This window comes from Brevibacillus sp. B_LB10_24 (assembly GCF_046036945.1).
Lineage (GTDB): Bacteria > Bacillota > Bacilli > Brevibacillales > Brevibacillaceae > Brevibacillus_C.
The window spans coordinates 1-22,482 of record NZ_JBJQOQ010000035.1 but is presented as its reverse complement, the minus strand read 5'-3'; the positions used below and the strand labels follow the sequence as shown (position 1 = coordinate 22,482).

Genomic DNA, 22,482 nt, shown 5'->3' with positions numbered 1-22,482 from the left:
TAAAAACAACCAGAAATTAAAAAATCCTGTCACGTTTTTCCTCCAGATGGATCAAATAGACATGCGAAAAAATGACAGGGAGGAGAATGTTCATTGTGTATCAAGATATAAATCAGGCTGATCGGCCGCTTCGGCTGACGAAAGAGGCCATTTTGGAACAGTTGATGAGAGTGTACGGGGATAAGATCATTCAACTGGCGTACCTCATCGTCAAAGACCGCAATATAGCTGAGGACATTACCCAGGAGGTTTTTCTGAAGGCTTTTCGCGATCTGCATACATTTCGCGGAGAAAGTGAAATAAAGACCTGGCTGTATCGCATCGCGATCAATGAGTCAAAAAAATATTTGCGGTCGTGGTCCTTTCGCCAAATCTTTTCTACGTTTAAAAAAGAAAGCGTTCCGGATGAGCAGAACCATGAGCGTGTCGAGGACGTGGTGATCGGCAAACTGACCAAGGAAGAGATGGCGGAACGGGTGATGGCGATGCTGCCGCAGTATCGCCAGGTGATTGTGCTGCACTATTACGAGGATTTGACGATTCGGGAAATCGCGCAGGTGCTGGACATATCAGAAGAACTGGTACGCACAAAATTGCATCGGGCTCGCAAGCAGTTCAAATTGCTGGTAGAAAAGGAGGGCTTAGAATGGATGTAGATAAAGAGTTTCGTCAAGCGGTTCGGGGGGCGAGCAAGGCAGCGGTGAAGGATGTGCGGTTTACTCCCGAACTGGAAAAGAAAATCCTCGATCAGGCCGCCAAGCGAAGCGGGAGAAGTTATCGTAAGGTTTATATGGCAACGGCAGCTGTTGCCTGCCTGGCCGTAGGGTTTAGCCTTTGGAATCCGACGACATCAGGGCTTCAGGATCAATTGCAACAATCAGCGGCTGCGCTGTCGGAGCAAAAAGCCAATGCCACGTTACAAAAGGCCTTGGCACCGCTCTTAAAAGCGATTCCTGAACTGAGCAGCTACCAGATCGAAATCAAAGGAACGACGGGGAACATGATCAGCGCAGTTTTGCTGAAAAAAGACGGAGTGTATGCCAAGGCAGCCGTCAACAAGGACACCGGCGAGTTGGAGGTGTTCAAGTGGTTTGCTGAAAGGGGCAGCGAGAATGAACCGACCGAGCAGATGGCAAGGGAAAAGGCGGCTGCTTTCCTGAAAGCATATCTCGGTGAGAACAGCGGGCAATACCAGGAGGTTGCTGCCGGTGAAATCGTGCGGCCGCACAATGGCTTTCTGGATCTGGATGCAAAAGGAATCTATGTGACCTACAAGCAGGTGAATAACGGGAAAGCGGTGCCGTTTACAGATATTTCGGTATGGGTGGACGGCCAAGGCCGCATTGTTTCGTACGGACAGGTGAACAAGAGCGAGCAAACGATGCTGACCAAGCTTCAGGAAGTGCTGCCTGAGCTAAGAACGGACGCCGTATTGGCGAACAAGGAAGCAGGTGCTGCGGGCTTCTCGCTCGCGTTGGCCAATGCGGACGAGCAAGGGAGTACGGTCTTTATCGGCACGGAGGGAAAAGGAAACGTGCTCCGGAGCTACAACGTCGAGAATTCAAGGGATCAGGATGAACGGGTCGAATGGGCGCCCAAATCGGTGGCGATCGAACGGGCAAACCGGTTTTTGCAAAGCGTGCTCGGAGACGACTGGAAAAATTATCGGGAAACGGGAACGTCCACCATCACCGACTACATGCGTTATTACAACGGAATTCCTGTTTTGGAGGACACCCTTCACGTTGCTGTGGACAAAGAGGGCCGCGTACGCCAATACAGCAAACGCGCAGATACCTACGATCTCTCCGCTTTGCCGAATCAGGCAACGGCGGTATCCAAGCAGGTTGCCGAGGCAGAATTGGCCAAAAACATGAAGCTGCGTTACATCGAGCATGCGGTGATCAAGCGTGATCCGCAATCCCAAAAGGCCGTGGAGGTTCGACCGATGCTCGACTACACACCGGCAGTCGGCTTTTCGCAAATGGGCGAACCCCGGTCCCTCTATTGGTATATCGATGCGGCAACGGGAAAAATACAGTATGGAACCGGCAGTAACGGTTTTGCTTACGATCAGCTTGCTACGCATGAACCGATCAGTCTCAATGGCGGGAAATCAAACCAAGTGGTAATTGTCAAAACGAAGGAAGAAGCCGCCAGTTTGCTGGCGAAGGAAATGGGCGTAGATGTAAGGGACTTACCATTCAGCGAACATGTGGAGGAAAATGGGTTGCGCAGCAAACAGAAAATGTTCTTGTGGCAGTCAAAAGAAGGGAAGCGGATTGGGGTCGCCGTCGATGCCGGGACTGGGCAGGTCAAGGAAATCTCGGTTCCGCGAGCCAATGCAAAAAATACCGTTTCCGAGCAAGATGCCTTCAAGGAAGCGGTTCGGTTGCTCGAGAAGTACGTTGATCCCGGTGTAACAGAAGTGCAGGTGAGCCAAATCATCAGATCGGGTGAGGCAAATCCGGTATCGTCGGGCAGCTGGGAGTTTGAATTTATCAAGAGTCATGACGGCGTGCCGGTACTTGAGCAATATCCGATTGAAGCCTATATTGTAGAGGTCGATCCATCGACAGGTAAAGCAATCGGATTCGTAAACCGAACAGAACTGCGGGAACAGGCTGCATTGCCTGACAAGAGCAGGGTGGTGCCTGTTGAGAAAGCGGTGCAAGAGTATTTGGCCCATCTGCCGCTTCAATTGGCTTATACGATCAAAGGAGTCGAAGGAGCGGGGCAGGGGATACCGAAGCTGATTTACGTTCCGATGGGCGACAAGGCGTATGCCGATAAAACGATCAATATCGATGCGATAACCGGAAATGCGGTGATTCAGTAAGTTGAATAGCAGCTGCAGGGAAGGGGAGCGGATTGTGGAGGTGAAATCTACGATCCGCTCTCGCCTATTCTTACGGATTTACAAGGTGGATTTTTCAGAACAGGTATGAAAAAAGATAGGAAGAATATTACAGATAGTGGTAAGATTGAATCAATCTAACGATATCATGATGAATTCAGTTGAAAGCGGGGGAACGTCATGTCGGATGTCTCGTATGAGATACCAGCGCTATTAAAAGAAATCATGCAATGGGAAAAAGAAATGGCTGATCAGGTACCCTATCTGGAAACGCCGTCGGGACTGTTTCTCGGCATTCAAGGGGATGGCAATGGAGGGTATTCCTGTTCGCCGATAGATTCTATCACGTTCGCGGGGACAGGAATGGATGGCATTCATTATGCCTTGCTTACTGATTTCGGAACCGTTACGAAATTAGAAGAGGCTCCCGTCATTTGTATTTCCCCCATGGATTTTGGCAATTGTGTTCGATTGGTAGCACGAAACCTTCATGATTTTTTTTCAATCCAATTGTTTGATACAGGAGCCCTCTTAAACGACTTTGATTCCGAAGAAAGGTATTTAGACTATAGGCGACGAGCAGAAGAGGAAGACAATACATCTGAATACTTTGATCATCGGTTATGGAAAGAGCAAAGAGAGCTGGTTGCAAAAACGGCCCGGGAGAAATTCGGACTGCCATTTATACCGAATTCATTTCAATATATGAAAGAACTTCGTGCAGAACGGCAGCAGCAAATCGCAATCAAAACCAGGGATGGTTTAGGGGTCGCCGCTTGGCCGAATGGAGTTGGAACAAATGATAAACCTCATCCGTGGAGTCACGATGACATCCCCTACGATGATCTGGAACTGCTCCAAGCGTTTTTTGATACGTCAGAAACGGAAACAAAGCTTGCTCTGATCCGTGATTATCAATCGGAAGGAATAGCGGATCTTTCTTCTCTCGAACTCATATGTAAAGAGCTTAAAAAGATGGGGTTGTTTTGTGAAGCAAAAAAACTGTATGAATGTATGGGGCGTTAAATGGGGGGATGGAAAGAGGACTATCCACTAGTCATTTTCATGACTTGGGACAGCCTCTTTGCAAAAGGAAGAAAAATGGTTAGTTGCAGAAACTAGTGGAGACGATTACCAGGAGAATAAACAGCACCAGAACCACGAGAAAATCATCAAAGGCTTCAAAACATCCCATGATATGCTCCCCTCCCTTGTGTGCCTTCGCTACATCATATGGAGTTGGGGGAAACACGTTCTCAGCAAGTTACCTATTTCAGTCGTATAATGGGCTAACCTCCACGGAAGGTCATGGAAGAGCATACACATGCGAAGATACCACCTGATCAGGGTGGTCTTTTTATGTTGTAGACATGTTTCACTAGATAAAACGGCCAGGACATTGTTAATACGACTAGCCCCTGGATGCTGCTCATATTTTCACTTTAAGCTGCTTGATGCCTTTTCAGCCATCGTTATTACCCCCTGCAACCGATACCTCCAAACATCGGCCGGAAATGTCTATGTTCAGCCAAAACAAATTCTGCATTATTTAATCACGTAATCTGGCTTATCAAAGGGGGGAACGGACTTGGTTTGCGGCTGGTTGTTCCGCAGGATGTAGCGCCTTTTAGGGCATTCTCTTTTTATATGGCTGGAGAAGGAACGGAGGTTCTGCTTGTGGACGGAATATCCATATCTTTATAACAAAAAAACATGTTTACTGATTATAATTTTTTGATATAATAAAGCCGATCAAACCAAAAAGGAGGAATATGCTATGTTCAAGAGTGGCAATGTGACTGTGATAGTAGCGGATTTAAAAAAGGCAGTACAATTTTATGTCGAAACCCTAGGATTGAAGTTGCAACACGAAGGGGATGGGCATTTTGCGCAGATCGAAGCACCGGGATTGACGATTGGACTCCTGCATCTTGCCGGAGAACAAGATTCTCAACCGGGAAAATCGGGAAGCATGTCTATTGGGTTTGAGGTAGATGAATTAGAGTCAGCCATCGAGACACTGAAATCCCGCGGCGTTGAATTCCATGATGCTGTAGAAGGCAAAGCGGCCCAGGTCGTACACTTCAGTGATCCTGACGGCAACACCCTCTACTTGATTTGTAATCGTTAAGCCAATAAGAGAAAAAGAGACAATACAAGGAGGCGTCTTCCGCGCAGCCCCGAAAACCAGCGTCAACATGGTCGTTGCCGGATTGCTGGCGGCAATGTTTATTGGCGCGTTGGACGCGACTGTCGTCGCCACCGCAACGCCACACATGATCACGGATTTGCATGGCGAGACCCTGTTCAGTTGGGTGTTCGCGGTTTATACGTTGACCACTTGCGTGGCGACGCCCATTTTCGGCAAGTTGGCCGATTTGTTCGGACGCAAAGCCGTGTTCACCGTCGGCATCGGGTTGTTCGTGCTCGGTTCCATCTTGTGCGGGGCCGCACAGTCGATGGCGGAGCTCATTTGGTTCCGGGCCTTGCAAGGATTCGGTGCCGGGGCGTTGGCGCCCGTGATGACGCAGCAGTCGGCGTGACAGAGGAGCAAACGATAGAACGGAATCGGAAAAGTCGCGACAACCGCGGCTTTTCCGTTTTCAGGCAGCCGTATGTTATACTGTTGTTGATTAAAAGCAGTGAAACCTATAAGGGAGGCCTGTCGCTTGAATGAATTGTTCATACTCGGGGAATTGATGAATAACCAGATGCACGGCTATTTGCTGCATCAGATTTTGAATGCAATTGTTGGACCTACGCGAAAAGTCAGCTGGGGGGCGCTTTATCCGCTTATCCATGGGATGCTTGCAGACGGGCTGATCGAACAAGTTCCCGATGAACAACCGGAGGGCGCCAGGCGGGGAAGAGGAAAAAAGATAAAGATTTATAAACTCACAGATGAAGGCAGAATGCGTTTTTTTCGGTTGATGGAAGAACCGATTCCATATTCGCCGGATTACGAGCTGCATTTTTATACAAAACTGAAGAATTTTGATTTGATCAGTAAGGAATTGCAGTTTTTAATTTTACACCAATACAAGGATTACCTGCGGTATGAAATCCGCCATGAGGAAGAACGGTTGGAGTATGCGAGCAAGGATGAGCGGATTCCCGATGGGGAACAGCAATATATTCTGATCTTTTTCCGGCATCGGTTGGAAAAGCTCCGATTTGATGAAAAGTGGGTTTTACAGTTAATCGATAGCCATCGAGTGAACGGAAAAGGGCTTGAACGGGAGTGAACCTGAAGGCTTAAGCGAAGCATGTGGAGTGCTGTGTGTTGCTCATAAGTAATTCTTGAATAAAGCCACCTGTTTTGTTGGAGCTCAAGTATAGACATGCTTGGGTTCTTTTCGATTCGACTGATTTATTCGGTAGCCATTAACATCAAAGAGGAAGCTTCACATGTAGGATAAGTAAAAGGCGGGATTTTTCAAGCCAGACCAGACCTAAGGAGAATGTATCGTCGATTATTCAGCTCAAAAGGGGTTTTTACAAAATGGCTAGAACTATGAATTGATAAGTTTTTCTATTCAGAAAAAGGGAGGCGACGGCTATACTTCAAGGAGGAAAGTACATAAAAGTAGAACCCGGTGTAGAATTATTTGTTCAAGATGTAGGAAATGGCGATCCCATTCTCTTTATTCCCGGTTGGACGTTTACCACGGAAGTTTTTCACAAGCAAGTTGAACATTTTCAAAAGACCAACAGAGTCATAGCAATCGATCCGAGAAGCCATGGAAGATCGTCCATTACGATGCATGGAAACGATTATGCGACACACGGCTCAGATTTGGCAAAAGTAATAGAAGTATTGGATTTGAAGGACGTTATCTTGATCGGCTGGTCATTTGGGTGTCTAACGATGTGGGAATATATTAGGCAGCACGGAACCAAGAAATTAAAATCACTCGTCTTTATCGATTTGTCAGCCAAGCCGCTCTCCACTAACCATGAACAGGACTGGGTGGAAGGGCCGCTTGATGAGATTGCGGCAGTCTATACCCATTATCTGCGGGATTCTGAAAGGCAGCGGGAGTTTGTTGCTGCTTATGCGGCCGAAGTCATGGTACAAAGAGAGCTGGAGGAACATGAGCTAAACTGGATCATTGAGCAATCTCTCAAAACTCCGCATTACATCGCGGCGAATTTGTTTGCGTCCGGGATGTTCTCTGATTATCGGGAAGAAGCCAAACTGGCAAGTGAATCTGTGCCGACCCTAACCGTCATAGCAGAGCACTGGGCAGATAAAGCAAAAAGATTTGTGGAACGGCATGCTCCGAAATCGGCGGTAAAAGTGCTGGGAGGTCATATGATGTTTTGGGAGCATGACGAGAAATTCAATAGGATTATTGAACAGTTTATAAATGATTAAAATCACGCTGGATGATAAGTCCGGCGGAATTTGTCCAAAGGTGAAGTGCTCCCCTGGAATAAACATTGGAAAAACCTTAGGGTTACACGATAAAAATTCGAGGGGGTGGCAAAGTAGGAGGGTATCATGAACGAGAAAGAAATCGTAGATTTGCTCGTCGAATCCGGATTAGAAGCATATAAAGACAGGATCGGGCCGTTGATCTTCCCGTCCTTTCAGATCCACTTACAGCCGGATGATGATGAAGGTATTCACATTGGCGCAAGCAAAGTCGGTGGCAGCCCGGATTTGCCGGGGAACGTCGAATGGCCTGCATGGAAGGGGTTCGATCAGTCTTTTATCGCCCAGATCAATCTGGCAGAGCTGCCCTCGCCTTCACTACTTCCCGCGAGTGGACTGCTTTCATTCTTCTTGTTGTATGATGGCGAAGATTTGTACGGAGACCCGGGAACGTGCCGTGTCATTTACACTCGTACAGAGCAGTTAAACGGGCTGAAGCGCAGATCACGCCCAGCAGATCTGCCTGAAGAAGCCACCTTGAAACCGAATCGCGTATCATTCACCGCAGATCTATGTGTACCGGCATCAGAATCAGCCTACCTTGAGAGCATGGGGCTTGATCGGAACGGAAACCGCGAAGCTTACAATAAGTACTGGGAGGTCTTTCTGCATCGTTTTCACAAACGCCGGCGTTTCGAAGATTATGTGAACCGTTTACTCGGTCACCCTGATCAGATCCAAGGCGACATGCAGGTTTCATGCGAGGTTATCAAGGAAGGGATTTCCTATGAGACGCTGCGCGATCCAGACGCCTGTCGGCCCATTGTGCAATCCGCAACGAAGTGGCGGCTGCTGCTTCAAATCGATTCCGAAGAAGAGAAAACGGGTGTTATGTGGGGAGACGTCGGCAGAATCTACTTTTGGATCCGTGAGGACGACCTCGCTGAACAGCGATTTGACTCTGTCGTTTGTGAAATGCAATGTGGATAAGAAGAGCCATCCCACCCCAACTCATATTTTTCTCCAATCAAGAAATAAACAGAGCCGCACATGCAATATAATCAGACATGGGTGTAAAAAGAGGGGAGGGGACCCAATGCAACAGACAATAAAAAGCAAGAAGCCTGGCTGGCTTGGCTACGGGATTGTCATTGCGCTGCTTCACATCATTGGCTTTCTGGGGATGCTGGTCGTTTCCCGCGATCATCCGTTGTTCTGGGGATTGGGTTTTCTGGCCTATACGTTAGGGATGAGGCATGCGTTTGATGCCGACCACATTGCCGCGATTGACAATACGGTACGGAAGCTGGTGCAGCTGAAACAAAAACCGGAGGGTGTAGGATTTTACTTTTCCTTGGGACATTCTACCGTTGTTTTTCTACTGGCAGTCTTGTTGGCGATTTCTGTCTCTTGGGTACAGAGCGAATTGCCGCAGTTGCGAGAAATCGGGGAAATCGTTGGCATGACGGTTTCGGGCAGCTTCTTGATGATCATCGGATTCGTCAATCTGCTCATTCTCTTTGATCTCCTGAAACTGTTTACGCGGATGCGGAAGGAGAAAACAGATGATCAAGAGGTTGAGAGGCTGCTGCATGCAAGAGGATTGATCGCACGCTTTGCCGGTCCCCTCATGCGTTTTGTGACCAGGAGCTGGCACGTCTATCCGCTTGGCTTCCTGTTTGGATTAGGGTTTGATACCGCCAGTGAGGTTGCGCTGCTGTCGATCTCCGCAGGAGCTGCGCAGAACGCCATACCATTTATCGGGATTTTGTCGCTGCCCGTTTTGTTCGCGGCCGGGATGAGCCTGCTGGACACCGCAGATGGCGTGTTTATGACAACAGCATATCGGTGGGCGTTTCATACCCCGCTGCGAAAATTGTACTACAACCTGACCGTTACCGGAATTTCCGTACTGGCGGCCCTTATTATTGGAACGGTGGAGTTAGCGCAGGTGCTGGCTTCCAAGCTGGGATGGTCGGGGGGCTTTTGGAACTGGGTTCAGGAGCTTGATTTTGGAGAAATCGGGTATGCGTTAGTGATCCTTTTTGCGGCTGCCTGGCTCATATCCTATGGAGCGTGGAAAATCTTCAACATAGAGAAGCGGTGGGAAGAACAGGGGTAATCATACGTCACATGCCCGGATGACCCGAAACACCACTCTGTCATCGATCCTTCGATGACAGGGAGGTGTTTTTTATTTTGGAAGGGCAGTGCATAGAAGAAATTGGTATGGGAAATATTAGTAACGTCTTTTTCAAATGAAATGAATGATCGCATAAGCGAGCCTGCAATGGAGGCATTCTATGAGACTTTCACAAAGGGAACAGGAAAAATTAATGATTGTCGTCGCGGCAGATCTGGCAAAACGGCGAAAAGAAAGGGGGCTTAAGCTTAACTATCCGGAAGCGGTCGCGTTGATTACCTATTTCATTATGGAAGGGGCGCGCGATGGCAAATCAGTCGCTGATCTCATGAAGGAAGGCAAAGAAATTCTTTCGAGTGATGACGTCATGGAGGGCGTTGCGGAAATGATCCATGACATCCAGGTTGAGGCGACGTTTCCCGACGGGACGAAGCTCGTTACCGTTCACTATCCCATTACATAGGGAATGACAGCTCCCAAGTTGAAAGGAGAAATTCTCGTGATTCCTGGCGAGTACGTATTGCGCGACGACGATATTGTTTGCAACGAAGGCAGAGAACCGACCAAGCTTACTGTATTGAATAAAGGGGATCGTCCCGTCCAGGTGGGTTCTCACTACCATTTTTTTGAGGTGAACGCTGCGCTGCAATTTGATCGGGACAAGGCTTTTGGCATGCATTTGAACATTCCGGCAGGTGCAGCGGTTCGGTTTGAGCCTGGCGATGCAAAAGACGTGGAGGTTGTCCCATTCCGCGGGGAACGGCGTGTATACGGCTTGAATAACAAAACGGATGGGCCATTGGACAAGGAGGGAGGAAGGTGAGTTTTCGCGTATCGAGAAAGCACTACGCTGATTTGTTCGGCCCCACGACGGGCGATGCGATTCGCTTGGCGGATACCAATTTATTTATTGAGATTGAAAAGGATTACACCCATTACGGTGACGAGTGCAAATTTGGCGGCGGGAAATCGATTCGCGACGGCATGGGGCAGCACCCTTTGGCGACGCGCAGCGAAGGTGCGATGGATCTGGTCATCACGAATGCGGTGATCGTCGATTACACGGGAATTTATAAAGCGGATATCGGGATTTTGGATGGGAAAATCGCCGGAATCGGCAAAGCGGGAAATCCCTTGCTCATGGATGGCGTGGATATTATCATCGGCGCGAGTACGGAGATTATTGGCGGCGAAGGGTTAATTGCAACGGCCGGCGGAATTGATACACATATTCATTTTATCAGTCCGGGCCAGGTGGAAACAGCGTTATCCGCAGGTCTCACTACCATGATCGGCGGCGGAACAGGACCTGCGGAGGGTACAAAAGCGACAACATGTACGCCAGGTGAGTGGAACATCCATCGGATGCTCGAAGCTGCTGAGGGTCTGCCGATCAACCTGGGTTTTCTCGGAAAAGGAAACTCCTCTTCGATTCCGGCACTTACCGAACAGGTCTGGGCGGGAGCGATCGGGTTGAAAGTACACGAGGATTGGGGAGCTACCGCTTCGGTTATCGATCATTCTTTGCGTGTTGCAGATCAATTTGATGTGCAAGTGGCGATCCACACCGATACATTAAACGAATTTGGCTTTGTGGAAGACACGATAGCGGCGATCAATGGCCGGGTCATCCATACCTACCATACGGAAGGGGCAGGGGGCGGGCATGCTCCGGATATTATCAAAATGGCGTCACATCCCAACGTACTGCCCGCGTCAACAAACCCGACAAAGCCATTCACAATCAATACGCTCGATGAACACATTGACATGCTGATGGTTTGTCATCATTTGAGCCCGAAGGTACCGGAGGATATCGCATTCGCCGATTCTCGGATTCGTCAGGAAACGATCGAAGCGGAGGATATTCTGCACGACATGGGCGTACTCAGCATTATGAGTTCTGACTCCCAGGCCATGGGGCGCATCGGGGAGGTCATCATTCGCACCTGGCAGCTTGCCGACAAGATGAAGCTCCAGCGTGGCAAGCTGGAAGGGGATACCGGGATTGGCGACAATAACCGGGTCAAACGGTATGTAGCCAAGTACACGATCAACCCGGCGATCGCGCATGGCATTTCCTCCTATGTAGGCTCGATTGAAGTAGGGAAAATGGCCGACCTGGTGCTGTGGCATCCCGCCTTTTTTGGCGTACAGCCTGAGATGATCCTGAAGTGCGGCATGGTTGTCCACAGCGTGATGGGAGATTCGAACGCCTCAATCCCGACTCCGCAGCCGGTTCTTTACCGGCCGATGTTTGCATCTTACGGAAAGGCATTGTCCTCCTGTTCGATTACGTTTGTATCGAAAGTGGCGTTTGATAACGGGGTGCACAAACAATTGGGCTTGCAAAAGCGAGTGCTTCCGGTGTTTGGAATCCGCAATCTGTCCAAGAAGGACATGAAGCATAATGCCGAAACCCCGAACATTACGGTAGACCCGCAAACGTATGAAGTGAAGGTTGACGGCCAATTGCTTTCGTGTGAGCCGGCTGATGTTTTACCCATGGCACAGCGCTATTTCCTATTTTAAGGGGTGGATTCTGTTGATTATCGAACAAATCCTGAGTGATCTGGAACATGTGCGTATCGATGACAGGCGCAACCGTCATCTGGAGAAGGTGTATTTGCACAGCGACGATTTGGTCAAGCGGATTCAGCGGGTTGTCACCGACCACGGTAGAGAGCTGGGCATATCCCTGCGTGAACCGAGGGACCTTATGGACGGCGATGTCCTCTACATGGACGATGAATCGATGATCGTCATTGAAGTGATTCCCGAAGATCTGCTGGTGATCAGTCCGCGGAGCATGCAGGAGATGGGGGAGGTTGCGCACAAATTGGGCAACCGTCACCTGCCGGCGCAGTTTCAGGAGGATCGCATGCTTGTCCAATACGATTACCTGGTTGAAGCCATGTTGGATGAGGAGAATATCCCCTATGCTCGTGAAAAAGTAAAGGTAAAAAATGCTTTCCGACACGTCGGGCACAGCCATGGATGAGTATTTGTTACCCCTGCTGCAGCTTTGTGATTCCAACTTCCCAACCGGGGCATTCAGCCATTCTTTCGGTCTGGAGACGTACATCCAAGACGACAAGGTGACGGACAAGCAAACATTTGCGCAGTGGTTGGAGGTCTATATCCATGGGCAGCTGACTCATGTCGACGGATTGGCGTGCCGGCTTGCCTACGAAGCGCTGGAGCAGAAGCAGGTGGAAAAGCTCTGGATACTTGACCGCCTGCTTCACACGCAGAATATGCCCCGCGAAGCAAGGGAAGGCAGCAGCAGGATCGGAGAGAGAATGGCAGAGCTTGGGGTGAAGCTGTACCCTTCTTCATCCCTCGCCGTGTATCTGGAACGAATGAAGGCAGGCCAATCCAAGGGTCATCCCGCGATTGTGTTTGCGGTGATCGCCCATCATCTGCAAATTCCTGGATCCCTTGCCGTTTTGTCCTATTTGTATTCGTCGACAGCCAGCTTGATCCAGAATGGCGTGCGGGGGATACCGCTGGGGCAAACCGATGGACAGCATTTGTTTCAGGCGCTCCACGCCCATTTGCTGAAAGCGCAAAATAAGATACAACGCTTAGACCTGGGTGATTTCGGAGCAGTCTCGCCAGGTCTTGAATTGGCACAAATGAGGCATGAACGCCTCAACATTCGCCTGTTTATGTCGTAATCAGGAATCTTCGAGGAAAGGGGAGATTAAAGATGCGTCCGGTAAAAATCGGAGTCGGTGGTCCTGTGGGAGCCGGGAAAACCATGCTGGTGGAAAAACTGACGCGCTTTATGCACAACGATCACAGCATGGCTGTCATCACCAATGATATCTATACGAAAGAAGATGCCAAATTTCTGATCAAGAATGGGGTGCTGCCGTCTGACCGGATAATTGGTGTAGAGACAGGCGGCTGTCCGCATACGGCCATCAGAGAAGATGCTTCCATGAATTTTGCCGCGATCGAAGAATTAAAGCGGCGGCATGCCGACGTTGAACTTATCTTTGTGGAAAGCGGCGGGGATAATCTGGCTGCCACTTTCAGTCCCGAGCTGGTCGATTTTTCCATCTACATTATCGACGTAGCGCAGGGGGAAAAGATTCCGCGCAAAGGCGGTCAAGGCATGATCAAGTCCGATCTGTTTATTATCAACAAAATCGATTTGGCCCCTTATGTCGGCGCCAGCCTGGAAGTGATGGAATCGGACACGCGAGAGTTTCGCGGCGAGAAGCCATTTATTTTTACCAACCTGAAAGAAGAGGTTGGGCTGGAGGATGTCGTCACGTGGATCAAAGAAAATGCGATGTTGTCCGGTCTCCGCTAAGATGGAAAATTTGACAGGCTATCTGCGGCTGGCGGTTTTCCACAAGCGGGATAAGACGATCCCTTACGACTCCTACTATCGCGGAGCTTTTAAGATTACCCAGCCTGTTTATCTGGACAATACCGGACAACCTTGTTTTTACCTCATGAATCCCGGCGGGGGCTATGTAGACGGGGACCGGTATCTGACGGAGATCTGCCTGGATGAAGGCGCCCACATGTTGTTGACAACCCAATCGTCAACCAAAATATACAAAACGCTGAAGCAGCCCGTTCTGCAGGATACGGTCATTACCTTGAAAAAAGGGAGCTTTCTGGAGTTTCTTCCCGATCCGATTATCGCCTATCAGCATGCCCGTTTTCGACAGCAAACGGTCGTGCGGATGGAGCGCGGAGCTGGTATCGTGTACGCGGAGATCATTACTCCGGGGTGGTCCCCTGACGGCACATGGTTTCGCTATGATTGGCTCCAGCTGAAAACCCAAATCTATTTGGATGATGAACTCGCCGTCTTCGACCACCTGAGGCTGTGTCCGGGCGAGAGTGCGCTGGAAGGAATGGGGCTGCTTGAGGGTTATACGCATTTTGGATCGATGATTGTCATTGGGGAGCAAACCAACCCCGATTTTTTTGATCGGATATGCAGCCTGCTTGAGTCCGGCACGCCGCCGGTAAAGATTGGTCTCTCCATGCTGGGTGTCCCAGGTTTTACCATTCGCGTGTTGGGTCGCTCCACACAGGATATCGAGCAGGTTTTTGCACTTTGTCAACACATGATACGTGAACAGTGGTTTGACAGAGGGCCGGTCTCTTTGCGCAAGTATTAGACCTTCCATTCCGCTGCAGAGAAAATGCTTGATGACTGCTTCATCAAGAAGAAGAAGGGATGACAAATTCTAACCAGAGATGAACGTCAAACATACGAATCCGGGCCGCTTCCGTGGGTTCGCTCCACGTTGAATGGGATATCCCAAGTGATCCTGATTGAAAATGCGGTCACAGGGTTATTCGTTCTTGCGGGGATCACCTTTGCCAATTACCAGATGGGGATCATTACATTGGCTTGCGCCTTGTTGGGAACCTGGATTGGGCATGCCTGCGGGGCCGACAGGACTGCCGTGATGCAGGGGCTTTTCGGATATAACGCTGTCCTTACCGGTCTCGCCCTTTCCTTAAATTTGGCCGGTGGCCATCGATGGTGGCTTGCTCTCGCAGGTGCTGCGGCAAGTGTGTTCATTACTGCGGCGATGATGTACGTCGCCCGCAATTCTGCTATTCCGGTACTGACATTGCCGTATATCCTCCTGACGTGGTTATTGCTGCTATCCCCGTATCATTTGGGCTTTTTCAAAATAAGCGAGAGTCTGGTCCCGCAGGATCTCTCGCGCGTGGAATTTCACCGGGAAGGTACGATTCAGCTGCTGGATGGCTTGATTGACGGCATTGGGCAAGTCTATTTTCAGCAAAACATATGGGCCAGTATCCTGATCCTCATCGGGATCTTTTGGGCTGGCTGGAGGTTGGGGCTTTATGCTGTCATCGGAACGGTTGTCGCTTGGGTGACAGCGTATTTTTTGGAAACGGAAATCACCTTTTTGAACCTGGGGTTATACGGGTATAATGCGGTGCTGACCATTCTGGCGGTTTCAGCAGTGTTTGGCTCCGGTCATCGTTTGACTGGCCTGATCGGCATCCTTGCCGCCGTCTTCACAGTACCTGTTACAGCCGGTCTCAGCAGCTGGCTTCAGCCTTATGGACTCCCGGCATTGACGATGCCGTTTGTGCTGGTCACTTGGCTTGTTATCGGGGCCAGGGAAAAATTTAGTCGAATATGAGGTTAAGTACATACTATCCACGCTCGCCCTTTTGAAAATAGAAGGAGTGGCCATATAGAGGAAGCTATGCAAAAGAAAAACCTCTAGTATTGGTAAGGACGACGGCCCTCCTGGAGAAAAAACAGGGGACTCACATTGATTTAAAGAGCAAACCTTGACGGCTTGCTCTTTTTATGTGCAGCAATTCTTCTAATATCTATTGACATCCTAATACCTTTTACAATAGAATACATACAAGAATTAGAAAAATGAACCAATGTACCACCTGGTGAACCGAGGGGTTTTCTCATGGAAAATGTACGCTCAGTTGAAAGGGCTTTGGAATTACTGGATTGTTTTACTGAGGCACGCAAAGAGATAGGGCTTTCAGAATTATCACGCATTCTTGATTTGCCCAAAGCTACCGTCTTACGATTGGCACGAACTTTAGAAAACAAAGGATACCTTATTCAGCACGACGAAAATCATACCTATCGCTTGGGTCCAAAAGTGCTGGGGTTGGGCAACGTATTCCTGTCAAATCTTGATTTTCGTATGGTTGCATTGCCATTAATGAAAGACCTTCGTGATAGGACCCAGGAAACCGTATCGATGTATATTGTAATCGACAAACAACGGATGTGCGTTCAGCGCGTGGAAAGTCACCATACCCTGCAGCCTGCCATTCATATAGGCGATTACTTGCCGCTTGATCGTGGATCAGCGGGAAAACTGCTCATTGTTTATCGGAACATAGAGCCATCGATAGAAAGAATGAATCCTGGAGAAGTGAAACAAATTCTCGAAAACGGGTTTGCCGTCAGTATTGAAGAACGGGAACAGGGCCTGTCTTCAATCTCTGCGCCAATTTACAACAATAAGGGAGAAGTGATTGCCGCTTTAAGCGTGTCAGGTTCCTCCTTTCGATTTACCGAGGAAAAGAGGAAAGAGTACCAAAAAGAAATTGTGGAGACAGCACATCAAATCTCTTACCAGTTGGGGTATCTAAGCTGATACCCGTACATTTTTAACAAGATAGTGAACCGATGGTTCATTCTATGAACCATATGAGAATACATAAGTGGAGGAGTTACTATGAACCAGCCTAATTTCGGACCTTTAACCGGAATTCGCATTCTTGAGGTATCGACGATGATTGCCGCCCCTTATGGTGCAACATTATTGGCAGATTTGGGAGCTGAAGTTATCAAAGTGGAACTCCCTGGAACCGGGGACACGCTTCGATCTGTTGGGCCCTGGAGGGGAACCGAACCATTGAGATGGCCGGGGTTATCGCGCAATAAAAAATCAATTACGCTGGATATTCGTCAAGAAGAAGGGCGAGACATTTTTCTGGAACTGATCCAAACGGTGGATGTGCTCATCGAAAACTTTCGTCCGGGCACATTGGAAAAATGGGATCTAGGGTACGACCGCTTAAAGACAATCAATCCACGGTTGATTATGACTCGCGTGTCCGGGTATGGGCAAACAGGGCCGTATCGCGAAAAGGCTGGATTTGGAACTCCTGCAACCGCTTTCAGTGGTTATACCTATCTGCAGGGTTATCGGGATCGTCCGCCGGTCAGTCCTTCCTTTTCATTGCTCGATTATATCACCGGTGTTTATGTTGCCTTTGCTACTGTAAGCGCATTATTCCACTTAAAAGCAAATGATCAACAGGAAGGACAAGAAGTGGAACTGGGATTATATGAATCTATCTTCCGTATGATGGAATTTTTAGTAGCCGAATATGACCAACTTGAAAAAGTGAGGGAAAGAAATCCCGGATTGACGGGTCACTCAAGTCCAGCGGGAACCTATGAAACGAAGGATGGAAAATTTGTCGTTCTGGTTTGCAGTACGGATTCTACTTTTAATCGTCTTGCAGAAGCGATGGGAAGAACGGATATGCTGACAGACCCGCGCTATTATACCAATTTGGAGCGTTTAAAGCATGATCAGGAAGTTCAAGCCATTGTCTCCGAATGGATTCGCAAGCATTCTCAGAAAGAACTGCTTGAGAAACTGGATTCATTCGGCGTGCCGGTCAGCCCTATTTACAGTATTGAAGATATCTTTAACGATCCGCAGTACAAGGCAAGGGAAAACATCGTGGAAGTGGAACACCCGCGTCTCGGAAAAGTAAAAGTTCCCGGGGTGATCCCGAAGTTTTCCCGTACACCGGGGGCCATCCGCCATCGTGCGCCTGAATTGGGTGAACATAATGAAGACATTTTTGTCCACGGTCTGGGTTTATCCGCTGAAAAGCTATCCATTCTCAAAGAAAAGGGGGTCATTTAATGAATCAGGCTCAAGTATTGACTTTACCTGCTAAAGCCATCATCTGCGAGGTAGCTCCAAGGGACGGGTTTCAGGCGGAACCGGAGTGGATTCCTACCGAACAAAAAGTGCGTATTGTCAGGGAATTGGCCAAAACAGGCATTCAAATGATGGAAATTACTTCCTTTGTCCATCCAAAGGCTATTCCCCAATTGAAGGATGCGGAGGAAGTCGTGCGGCAGGTGCAGGATCTGGAAGGAATCAAATTACGTGCTTTGGTTCCGAACATCAGGGGAACGCAACGTGCGATTGACGCCGGAATAAAAAAACTGAAGCTTATGCTGTCCGCCACTGACTCACATAGTTTATCCAATGCGAACTGTCTTGTCGAGGAAGCGCAAGAAGGCTTCAAGCCCATCATTGAGCTTGCGGAAAAGCACAGGGTCAAAGTTGGCGGTTCGATTTCCGTGGCCTTTGGGTGTCCGTTTGAGGGGAAAGTTCCTTTGGAACGAATTGTAACGATTGTGGAACGATACAAACAAATGGGCATAGATGAAATCTCCCTTGCGGATACCACAGGCATGGCAAACCCGAAACAGGTGTTTGATCTGTTAGGTCATCTGAAAGAAGCATTCTCGCATATGACCTTTTCCATGCATTTGCACAATACGCGCGGAATGGCTCTTGCCAATGCGGTAGCCGCCTTGCAGCAAGGGGTTATCCATTTTGACAGTTCGATAGCGGGCTTGGGAGGCTGCCCTTATGCTCCTGGGGCAACAGGAAATATTGCCACGGAGGATTTGGTTCATGCATTTTCCGAAATGGGGATTGAAACAGGCATTCAACTGGAACCTTTGATTCGGGTTGCCGGATATGTAAAGGAAACCCTCGGTCACGACGGGGGAAGCTGCATGCTGCAAGCAGGACCGAGTTCCCAATTGCACGCAAGACCGAAAAATCAACAAAAGTTGGCAGATTAAACTGTTAAGGAGGATTGTTTCTTATGAAAAAGCATGTGTTACTCACTACTCTTCTCGTGTCAATATGCCTGATGGCCGCTGGTTGTGGCGGCGGTGGCAGCGCAAACCCAACAGGAATGCAGAATGCCAGCAGCAATGCGAATACAGACAGCTCAACTGCCAGCAGCGAAACCAAGACAGAAAATGCAAGCGAAAAACTGCAAAAGGTAGTGATTGCGGAGGGAAATACGGGTTTTCTGATTACCCCGATCTATGTAGCCAAGGAAAAGGGTTTCTTTAAGGAAGAAGGCCTGGATGTCGAAGAAGTGACTGTCAGCGGAGGAGCGAAAGCGTTGGCGGCTGTGATTGGGGGTGGGGCGCAAATCGGAACGGTAGCGATCGTAGATGTAAAGGGGGCCGTTGATAAAGGTCAAAATATACAGGCTTTTAGCTCCTTATACAACCAGTACGGCACGAATATTGTCATCAATAAAGAGATTGCCGCCCAAAAAGGGATTACCGAGTCATCACCGGTATCGGATAAGATAAAAGCCCTTAAGGGACTGAAAATTGGCATAAGTTCACCTGGCAGCAGTACAGACCATCTGATTCGAAATCTGTTGCAGTCGGAGGATATCAATCCGGACCGGGACGTTCAACTCATTCCTGTAGGGGCTGGAGATACCCAAATCGCCGCACTTAAAAATAAACAGACCGATGCATTCGTGAATTCCTCGCCGATTTCGGATATGGCTACGAAAGAAGGCGGAATGATTCTGATCAACATGAGCAAAGGGGAGTATAAAGAATACGATGGATTTGCCTTTATGAGCCTCGTGGCCAAAGCAGATGATCTGCAAAAAAACAAAGAAATATACCAAAAAGTGGTCAACGCCATCGCAAAAGCGGAAAAGTTTATTGAAACGGATAAAGAAGCTACCAAGGAAATTGTGAAGAAATATTTCGAGGCAATCGATACAGAAGTATTTGATATGGCGTTTGAAAATAACTATCCAGCAATGGCAAAGTCCCCCATCATCACAAAAGAAGGGTACGAAAAAAATAATTTGTTTGACGGTACGAATATTCCTTTTGAAAACGTGGTAAACAATGAGTTTGCCGAGAAGGCGCAACAATAACAGGCATTTGCATCAAAACGAGGAGGGTGGAAATGATCCAGTTCAACCATATATCGAAGAGTTTCGAGCGGAATGGCAAACGTTTTCTGGCAACGAAGGACGTCAACCTCCATATCGCCGAAGGTGAGTTTTTAACGGTCATTGGCCCGAGCGGGTGCGGGAAATCTACTGTCCTGAATATGTGTGCAGGCTTAATGAAGCCAAGTTCCGGAGAAGTCTTGTATAGAGGACAGCTTGTAACCGGGGTAAATACAAAGGTAGGTTATATGACGCAAAAGGACAATCTTTTACCATGGCGGACCGTCAAAGGAAATGTGGAAATCGGGCTTGAAATCAGGGGGATGAGTGCTCGGGAGCGTGAAGAGCAAAGTTCTGCCTATATAGAATTGGTGGGATTGAAAGGATTCGAGAACCATTACCCGCAAGAACTTTCGGGGGGAATGCGCAAAAGGGCAAGTCTGGCAAAAATGCTGGTGTATAATCCGGAAACGCTCTTATTAGACGAACCTTTTGGCGCGTTGGATGCGCAACTTCGCTTAATTCTGCAAGATAAGCTGCTGCAAATCTGGCGAGATACGGGAAAGACCATTATTTTCGTCACACATGACCTGGATGAGGCAGTCTCCCTCGGACAGCGTGTTGCCGTATTCAGCAAACGTCCCGGTACGATTAAATCGGTCAAAGAAGTGAATCTTTCCGGAAAACGGGATGTATTCAATATTCGTTTTACCGATGAATTTAGAAGGGTACATGCCAGCTTATGGGAGGCTTTAAAGGAAGAATTCATGGAAGAAGAGGAGCGTGTCGTATGAGTGCACAGGCGCCAGTATCGAAGGGAGCGAATTCGCCGGCGGAATTTGAATGGATTGAAACGCCGATGACGAAACCCTTGTCAGAGAAGCTGAAACTGCCCTTGGCGCGACTCCTTTTGGTTGCTATTGTGTTACTATTATGGGAGTTCTCAGCAGGCCGATTTTTTGATAAATTTTGGACGAGTGCACCTAGCGATATCCTAAAGCGATTGTGGGAATGGATCGCGTCAGGGGATTTGTTTTTCCATCTGGGAATCACATCGCAAGAGATGATTATCGGATTTTTTATTGGGGCTGTATTGGGGGCAGTCGTTGGCTTTATCTTGGGGCGGTGGTCTTTTGGGGCAAAACTTTTAGATCCGTTTATTATTTCGATATACAGTTTACCCAAGATTGCCTTAGCCCCTTTATTTATCCTTTGGTTTGGCATTGGGATTGAAATGAAAATCATCTTTGCCGCCATGATTGTTTTTTTCCTCGTCTTCTTCAATACATACGCTGGGGTCAAGAACGTTGATGAAGATCTGTTGGACAGCATTCGATTAATGGGAGCGACAGAAAAGCAGATTGTAGCGAAGGTCATTATTCCTTCTGCGCTGAATTGGGTTTTCGTCGGGTTGAAATTGTCTGTTCCCTATGCCTTAATTGGTGCAGTAATCGGCGAAATCACGGCTTCCAATAAAGGGATTGGATTTTTAATTCAATATTCGGCCGGACAGTTTGATACAGCAGGAACGTTTGCAGCTGTATTTGTCCTTATGGCTATATCTGTAAGTTTAAATGCACTTCTCCTCAAATTGGAATCACGATTGCTTCGTTGGCAAAAGAAAAATACGAATTGATGATTTTCACTTGGGATAGAGTGATTGATGTCAGCCGGTCAAAATGGCCGGCTGATTTTTTTGTAATTTCCCCAGATCTCGGAAGATTAGGCATACCGGGAAGTGACTTTTTCCCAACAACATGTACAATAGAAGTAAGATATTTACGTACAGGAATGATCATGAAACAGGAAGAAAATGAGGTGATTTGAATGTCTGGTCTTGAAAAATTACAATTTGCTCGACAAGAAATTCTTCAAATCGCATCAAAGCATGGTGCACGCAATGTTCGATTATTTGGTTCACAAGTGAAAGGAACTGCAAAGGAAACCAGTGATATCGATGTGCTGGTCGAGTTTGAGCAAGGACGCAGCTTGCTTGATCGTATTGCCTTAATGCAAGACCTTGAGGATTTGCTGGAGATGAAAGTGGATGTTGTAACAGAAAAAGCCCTGCACCCTGTAATCCGTGAACAAATACTTCAGGAGTCAGTCCCTCTATGAAAGAAGATAAGTTGTATCTTGCGCACATCTTGGAGTCAATTTAGAAAATCGAATCTTACACGGTTTCGGGCTGGGATACGTTTAACATGTTTCCGAGAGAAGTCCCCATCCTCTGCAGGTAGGGGATGAATCTTGGTTAGGCGAAGCCAAAATGCACTTGTCTATTGCCTGAGGCGTCCATCGTCAAAAAAATGCTGTCTCATTTTCTAAGAGAAGAGACGACTAACGGAGGTTTTTGTGGTACAATGGGAATGTACGTTCCTATTAAGGTGGTGGTCCTTCGTGTAGATCACGTTTCAGTTTCGACTCTATCCGGCTCCCGAACAGGAACAGCTCATGATTCGAACGTTGGACTTGTGCCGGAAGCAGTACAATCGGGCCAAGGATCAACGGGATACCGCCTACAACCAAGAGGGCAAAACCGTCACCTATGCCATGCAGCAGAATGAA

Annotated in this window: 26 protein-coding genes; 25 read left to right on the top strand and 1 reads right to left on the bottom strand. The window is 48.2% G+C overall.

Going from position 1 to position 22,482, the window contains the following annotated elements; translation table 11 throughout:
* The first annotated feature begins 95 nt into the window (after positions 1 to 95).
* The 3 genes from ACI7RC_RS22930 (at position 96) to ACI7RC_RS22920 (ending at position 3,883) form a co-directional block, all read left to right on the top strand.
* Positions 96 to 656 carry a sigma-70 family RNA polymerase sigma factor gene (locus tag ACI7RC_RS22930; RefSeq protein ID WP_408110511.1) on the top strand — a complete coding sequence of 187 codons (561 nt, stop codon included), beginning with the start codon at positions 96 to 98 and terminating at the stop codon, positions 654 to 656.
* Positions 647 to 2,839 (top strand): YcdB/YcdC domain-containing protein, encoded by a 2,193-nt coding sequence (locus ACI7RC_RS22925; protein ID WP_408110510.1) that lies wholly within the window; start codon positions 647 to 649, stop codon positions 2,837 to 2,839. The genes ACI7RC_RS22930 and ACI7RC_RS22925 overlap by 10 nt, the downstream gene beginning before the upstream one ends.
* Before the next feature lie 198 nt (positions 2,840 to 3,037).
* Positions 3,038 to 3,883, top strand: a complete 846-nt coding sequence (locus tag ACI7RC_RS22920) for a hypothetical protein (RefSeq protein WP_408110509.1) — start codon at positions 3,038 to 3,040, stop codon at positions 3,881 to 3,883.
* Between the two features lie 79 nt (positions 3,884 to 3,962).
* Here the strand turns inward: ACI7RC_RS22920 and ACI7RC_RS22915 are convergent, their stop codons facing one another.
* A complete protein-coding gene (locus tag ACI7RC_RS22915) occupies positions 3,963 to 4,052 on the bottom strand; it encodes a YjcZ family sporulation protein (RefSeq protein WP_408110508.1) in 90 nt (29 codons plus the stop codon).
* Positions 4,053 to 4,634: 582 nt separating this feature from the next.
* On the opposite strand from ACI7RC_RS22915, the gene ACI7RC_RS22910 reads away from it, so the two are divergent.
* From ACI7RC_RS22910 to ACI7RC_RS22805, 22 genes are all read left to right on the top strand, one after another.
* Positions 4,635 to 4,988, top strand: coding sequence for a VOC family protein (locus ACI7RC_RS22910; RefSeq protein ID WP_408110507.1), 354 nt, complete (start codon positions 4,635 to 4,637; stop codon positions 4,986 to 4,988).
* A gap of 67 nt (positions 4,989 to 5,055) precedes the next feature.
* Positions 5,056 to 5,400, top strand: a complete 345-nt coding sequence (locus ACI7RC_RS22905) for an MFS transporter (protein ID WP_408110506.1) — start codon at positions 5,056 to 5,058, stop codon at positions 5,398 to 5,400.
* 126 nt (positions 5,401 to 5,526) lie between these two features.
* Positions 5,527 to 6,102: a PadR family transcriptional regulator gene (locus tag ACI7RC_RS22900; RefSeq protein WP_408110505.1), complete on the top strand. Its 576-nt coding sequence runs from the start codon at positions 5,527 to 5,529 to the stop codon at positions 6,100 to 6,102.
* Positions 6,103 to 6,416: 314 nt separating this feature from the next.
* The gene (locus tag ACI7RC_RS22895; RefSeq protein WP_408110544.1) at positions 6,417 to 7,235 is read left to right on the top strand and encodes an alpha/beta fold hydrolase; all 819 of its coding nucleotides are present in this window, start codon (positions 6,417 to 6,419) and stop codon (positions 7,233 to 7,235) included.
* 126 nt (positions 7,236 to 7,361) lie between these two features.
* Positions 7,362 to 8,225, top strand: a complete 864-nt coding sequence (locus tag ACI7RC_RS22890; RefSeq protein ID WP_408110504.1) for a YwqG family protein — start codon at positions 7,362 to 7,364, stop codon at positions 8,223 to 8,225.
* Positions 8,226 to 8,331: 106 nt separating this feature from the next.
* On the top strand, positions 8,332 to 9,357 hold the full coding sequence (locus ACI7RC_RS22885; protein WP_408110503.1) for a HoxN/HupN/NixA family nickel/cobalt transporter: 1,026 nt from the start codon (positions 8,332 to 8,334) through the stop codon (positions 9,355 to 9,357).
* A 181-nt stretch (positions 9,358 to 9,538) separates the two neighbouring features.
* On the top strand, positions 9,539 to 9,841 hold the full coding sequence (locus ACI7RC_RS22880) for an urease subunit gamma (protein WP_408110502.1): 303 nt from the start codon (positions 9,539 to 9,541) through the stop codon (positions 9,839 to 9,841).
* Between the two features lie 36 nt (positions 9,842 to 9,877).
* A complete protein-coding gene (locus ACI7RC_RS22875) occupies positions 9,878 to 10,201 on the top strand; it encodes an urease subunit beta (protein WP_408110501.1) in 324 nt (107 codons plus the stop codon).
* Positions 10,198 to 11,910 (top strand): urease subunit alpha, encoded by a 1,713-nt coding sequence (gene ureC / locus ACI7RC_RS22870; RefSeq protein WP_408110500.1) that lies wholly within the window; start codon positions 10,198 to 10,200, stop codon positions 11,908 to 11,910. The genes ACI7RC_RS22875 and ureC overlap by 4 nt, the downstream gene beginning before the upstream one ends.
* A gap of 13 nt (positions 11,911 to 11,923) precedes the next feature.
* A complete protein-coding gene (gene ureE, locus ACI7RC_RS22865; protein WP_408110499.1) occupies positions 11,924 to 12,379 on the top strand; it encodes an urease accessory protein UreE in 456 nt (151 codons plus the stop codon).
* Positions 12,372 to 13,058, top strand: coding sequence for an urease accessory protein UreF (locus ACI7RC_RS22860; protein ID WP_408110498.1), 687 nt, complete (start codon positions 12,372 to 12,374; stop codon positions 13,056 to 13,058). Before ureE ends, ACI7RC_RS22860 begins: the two co-directional genes overlap by 8 nt.
* Before the next feature lie 32 nt (positions 13,059 to 13,090).
* Positions 13,091 to 13,702, top strand: coding sequence for an urease accessory protein UreG (gene ureG / locus ACI7RC_RS22855; RefSeq protein ID WP_408110497.1), 612 nt, complete (start codon positions 13,091 to 13,093; stop codon positions 13,700 to 13,702).
* Between the two features lies 1 nt (position 13,703).
* On the top strand, positions 13,704 to 14,528 hold the full coding sequence (locus ACI7RC_RS22850; protein WP_408110496.1) for an urease accessory protein UreD: 825 nt from the start codon (positions 13,704 to 13,706) through the stop codon (positions 14,526 to 14,528).
* A gap of 129 nt (positions 14,529 to 14,657) precedes the next feature.
* The gene (locus ACI7RC_RS22845; RefSeq protein ID WP_408110495.1) at positions 14,658 to 15,536 is read left to right on the top strand and encodes an urea transporter; all 879 of its coding nucleotides are present in this window, start codon (positions 14,658 to 14,660) and stop codon (positions 15,534 to 15,536) included.
* A gap of 288 nt (positions 15,537 to 15,824) precedes the next feature.
* Positions 15,825 to 16,529, top strand: a complete 705-nt coding sequence (locus ACI7RC_RS22840) for an IclR family transcriptional regulator (protein ID WP_408110494.1) — start codon at positions 15,825 to 15,827, stop codon at positions 16,527 to 16,529.
* Between the two features lie 81 nt (positions 16,530 to 16,610).
* Positions 16,611 to 17,819, top strand: a complete 1,209-nt coding sequence (locus ACI7RC_RS22835) for a CaiB/BaiF CoA transferase family protein (RefSeq protein WP_408110493.1) — start codon at positions 16,611 to 16,613, stop codon at positions 17,817 to 17,819.
* Complete coding sequence (locus ACI7RC_RS22830; protein WP_408110492.1) at positions 17,819 to 18,778, top strand: hydroxymethylglutaryl-CoA lyase; 960 nt, start codon at positions 17,819 to 17,821, stop codon at positions 18,776 to 18,778. Before ACI7RC_RS22835 ends, ACI7RC_RS22830 begins: the two co-directional genes overlap by 1 nt.
* A gap of 23 nt (positions 18,779 to 18,801) precedes the next feature.
* The gene (locus tag ACI7RC_RS22825; protein WP_408110491.1) at positions 18,802 to 19,896 is read left to right on the top strand and encodes an ABC transporter substrate-binding protein; all 1,095 of its coding nucleotides are present in this window, start codon (positions 18,802 to 18,804) and stop codon (positions 19,894 to 19,896) included.
* 32 nt (positions 19,897 to 19,928) lie between these two features.
* Positions 19,929 to 20,708, top strand: a complete 780-nt coding sequence (locus ACI7RC_RS22820; protein ID WP_408110490.1) for an ABC transporter ATP-binding protein — start codon at positions 19,929 to 19,931, stop codon at positions 20,706 to 20,708.
* The gene (locus ACI7RC_RS22815; protein WP_408110489.1) at positions 20,705 to 21,550 is read left to right on the top strand and encodes an ABC transporter permease; all 846 of its coding nucleotides are present in this window, start codon (positions 20,705 to 20,707) and stop codon (positions 21,548 to 21,550) included. The genes ACI7RC_RS22820 and ACI7RC_RS22815 overlap by 4 nt, the downstream gene beginning before the upstream one ends.
* A 191-nt stretch (positions 21,551 to 21,741) precedes the next feature.
* Positions 21,742 to 22,032: a nucleotidyltransferase family protein gene (locus ACI7RC_RS22810; protein ID WP_408110488.1), complete on the top strand. Its 291-nt coding sequence runs from the start codon at positions 21,742 to 21,744 to the stop codon at positions 22,030 to 22,032.
* A 288-nt stretch (positions 22,033 to 22,320) separates the two neighbouring features.
* Positions 22,321 to 22,482: helix-turn-helix domain-containing protein (locus tag ACI7RC_RS22805; protein ID WP_408110543.1), on the top strand; the 162-nt coding region annotated here is incomplete at its 3' end.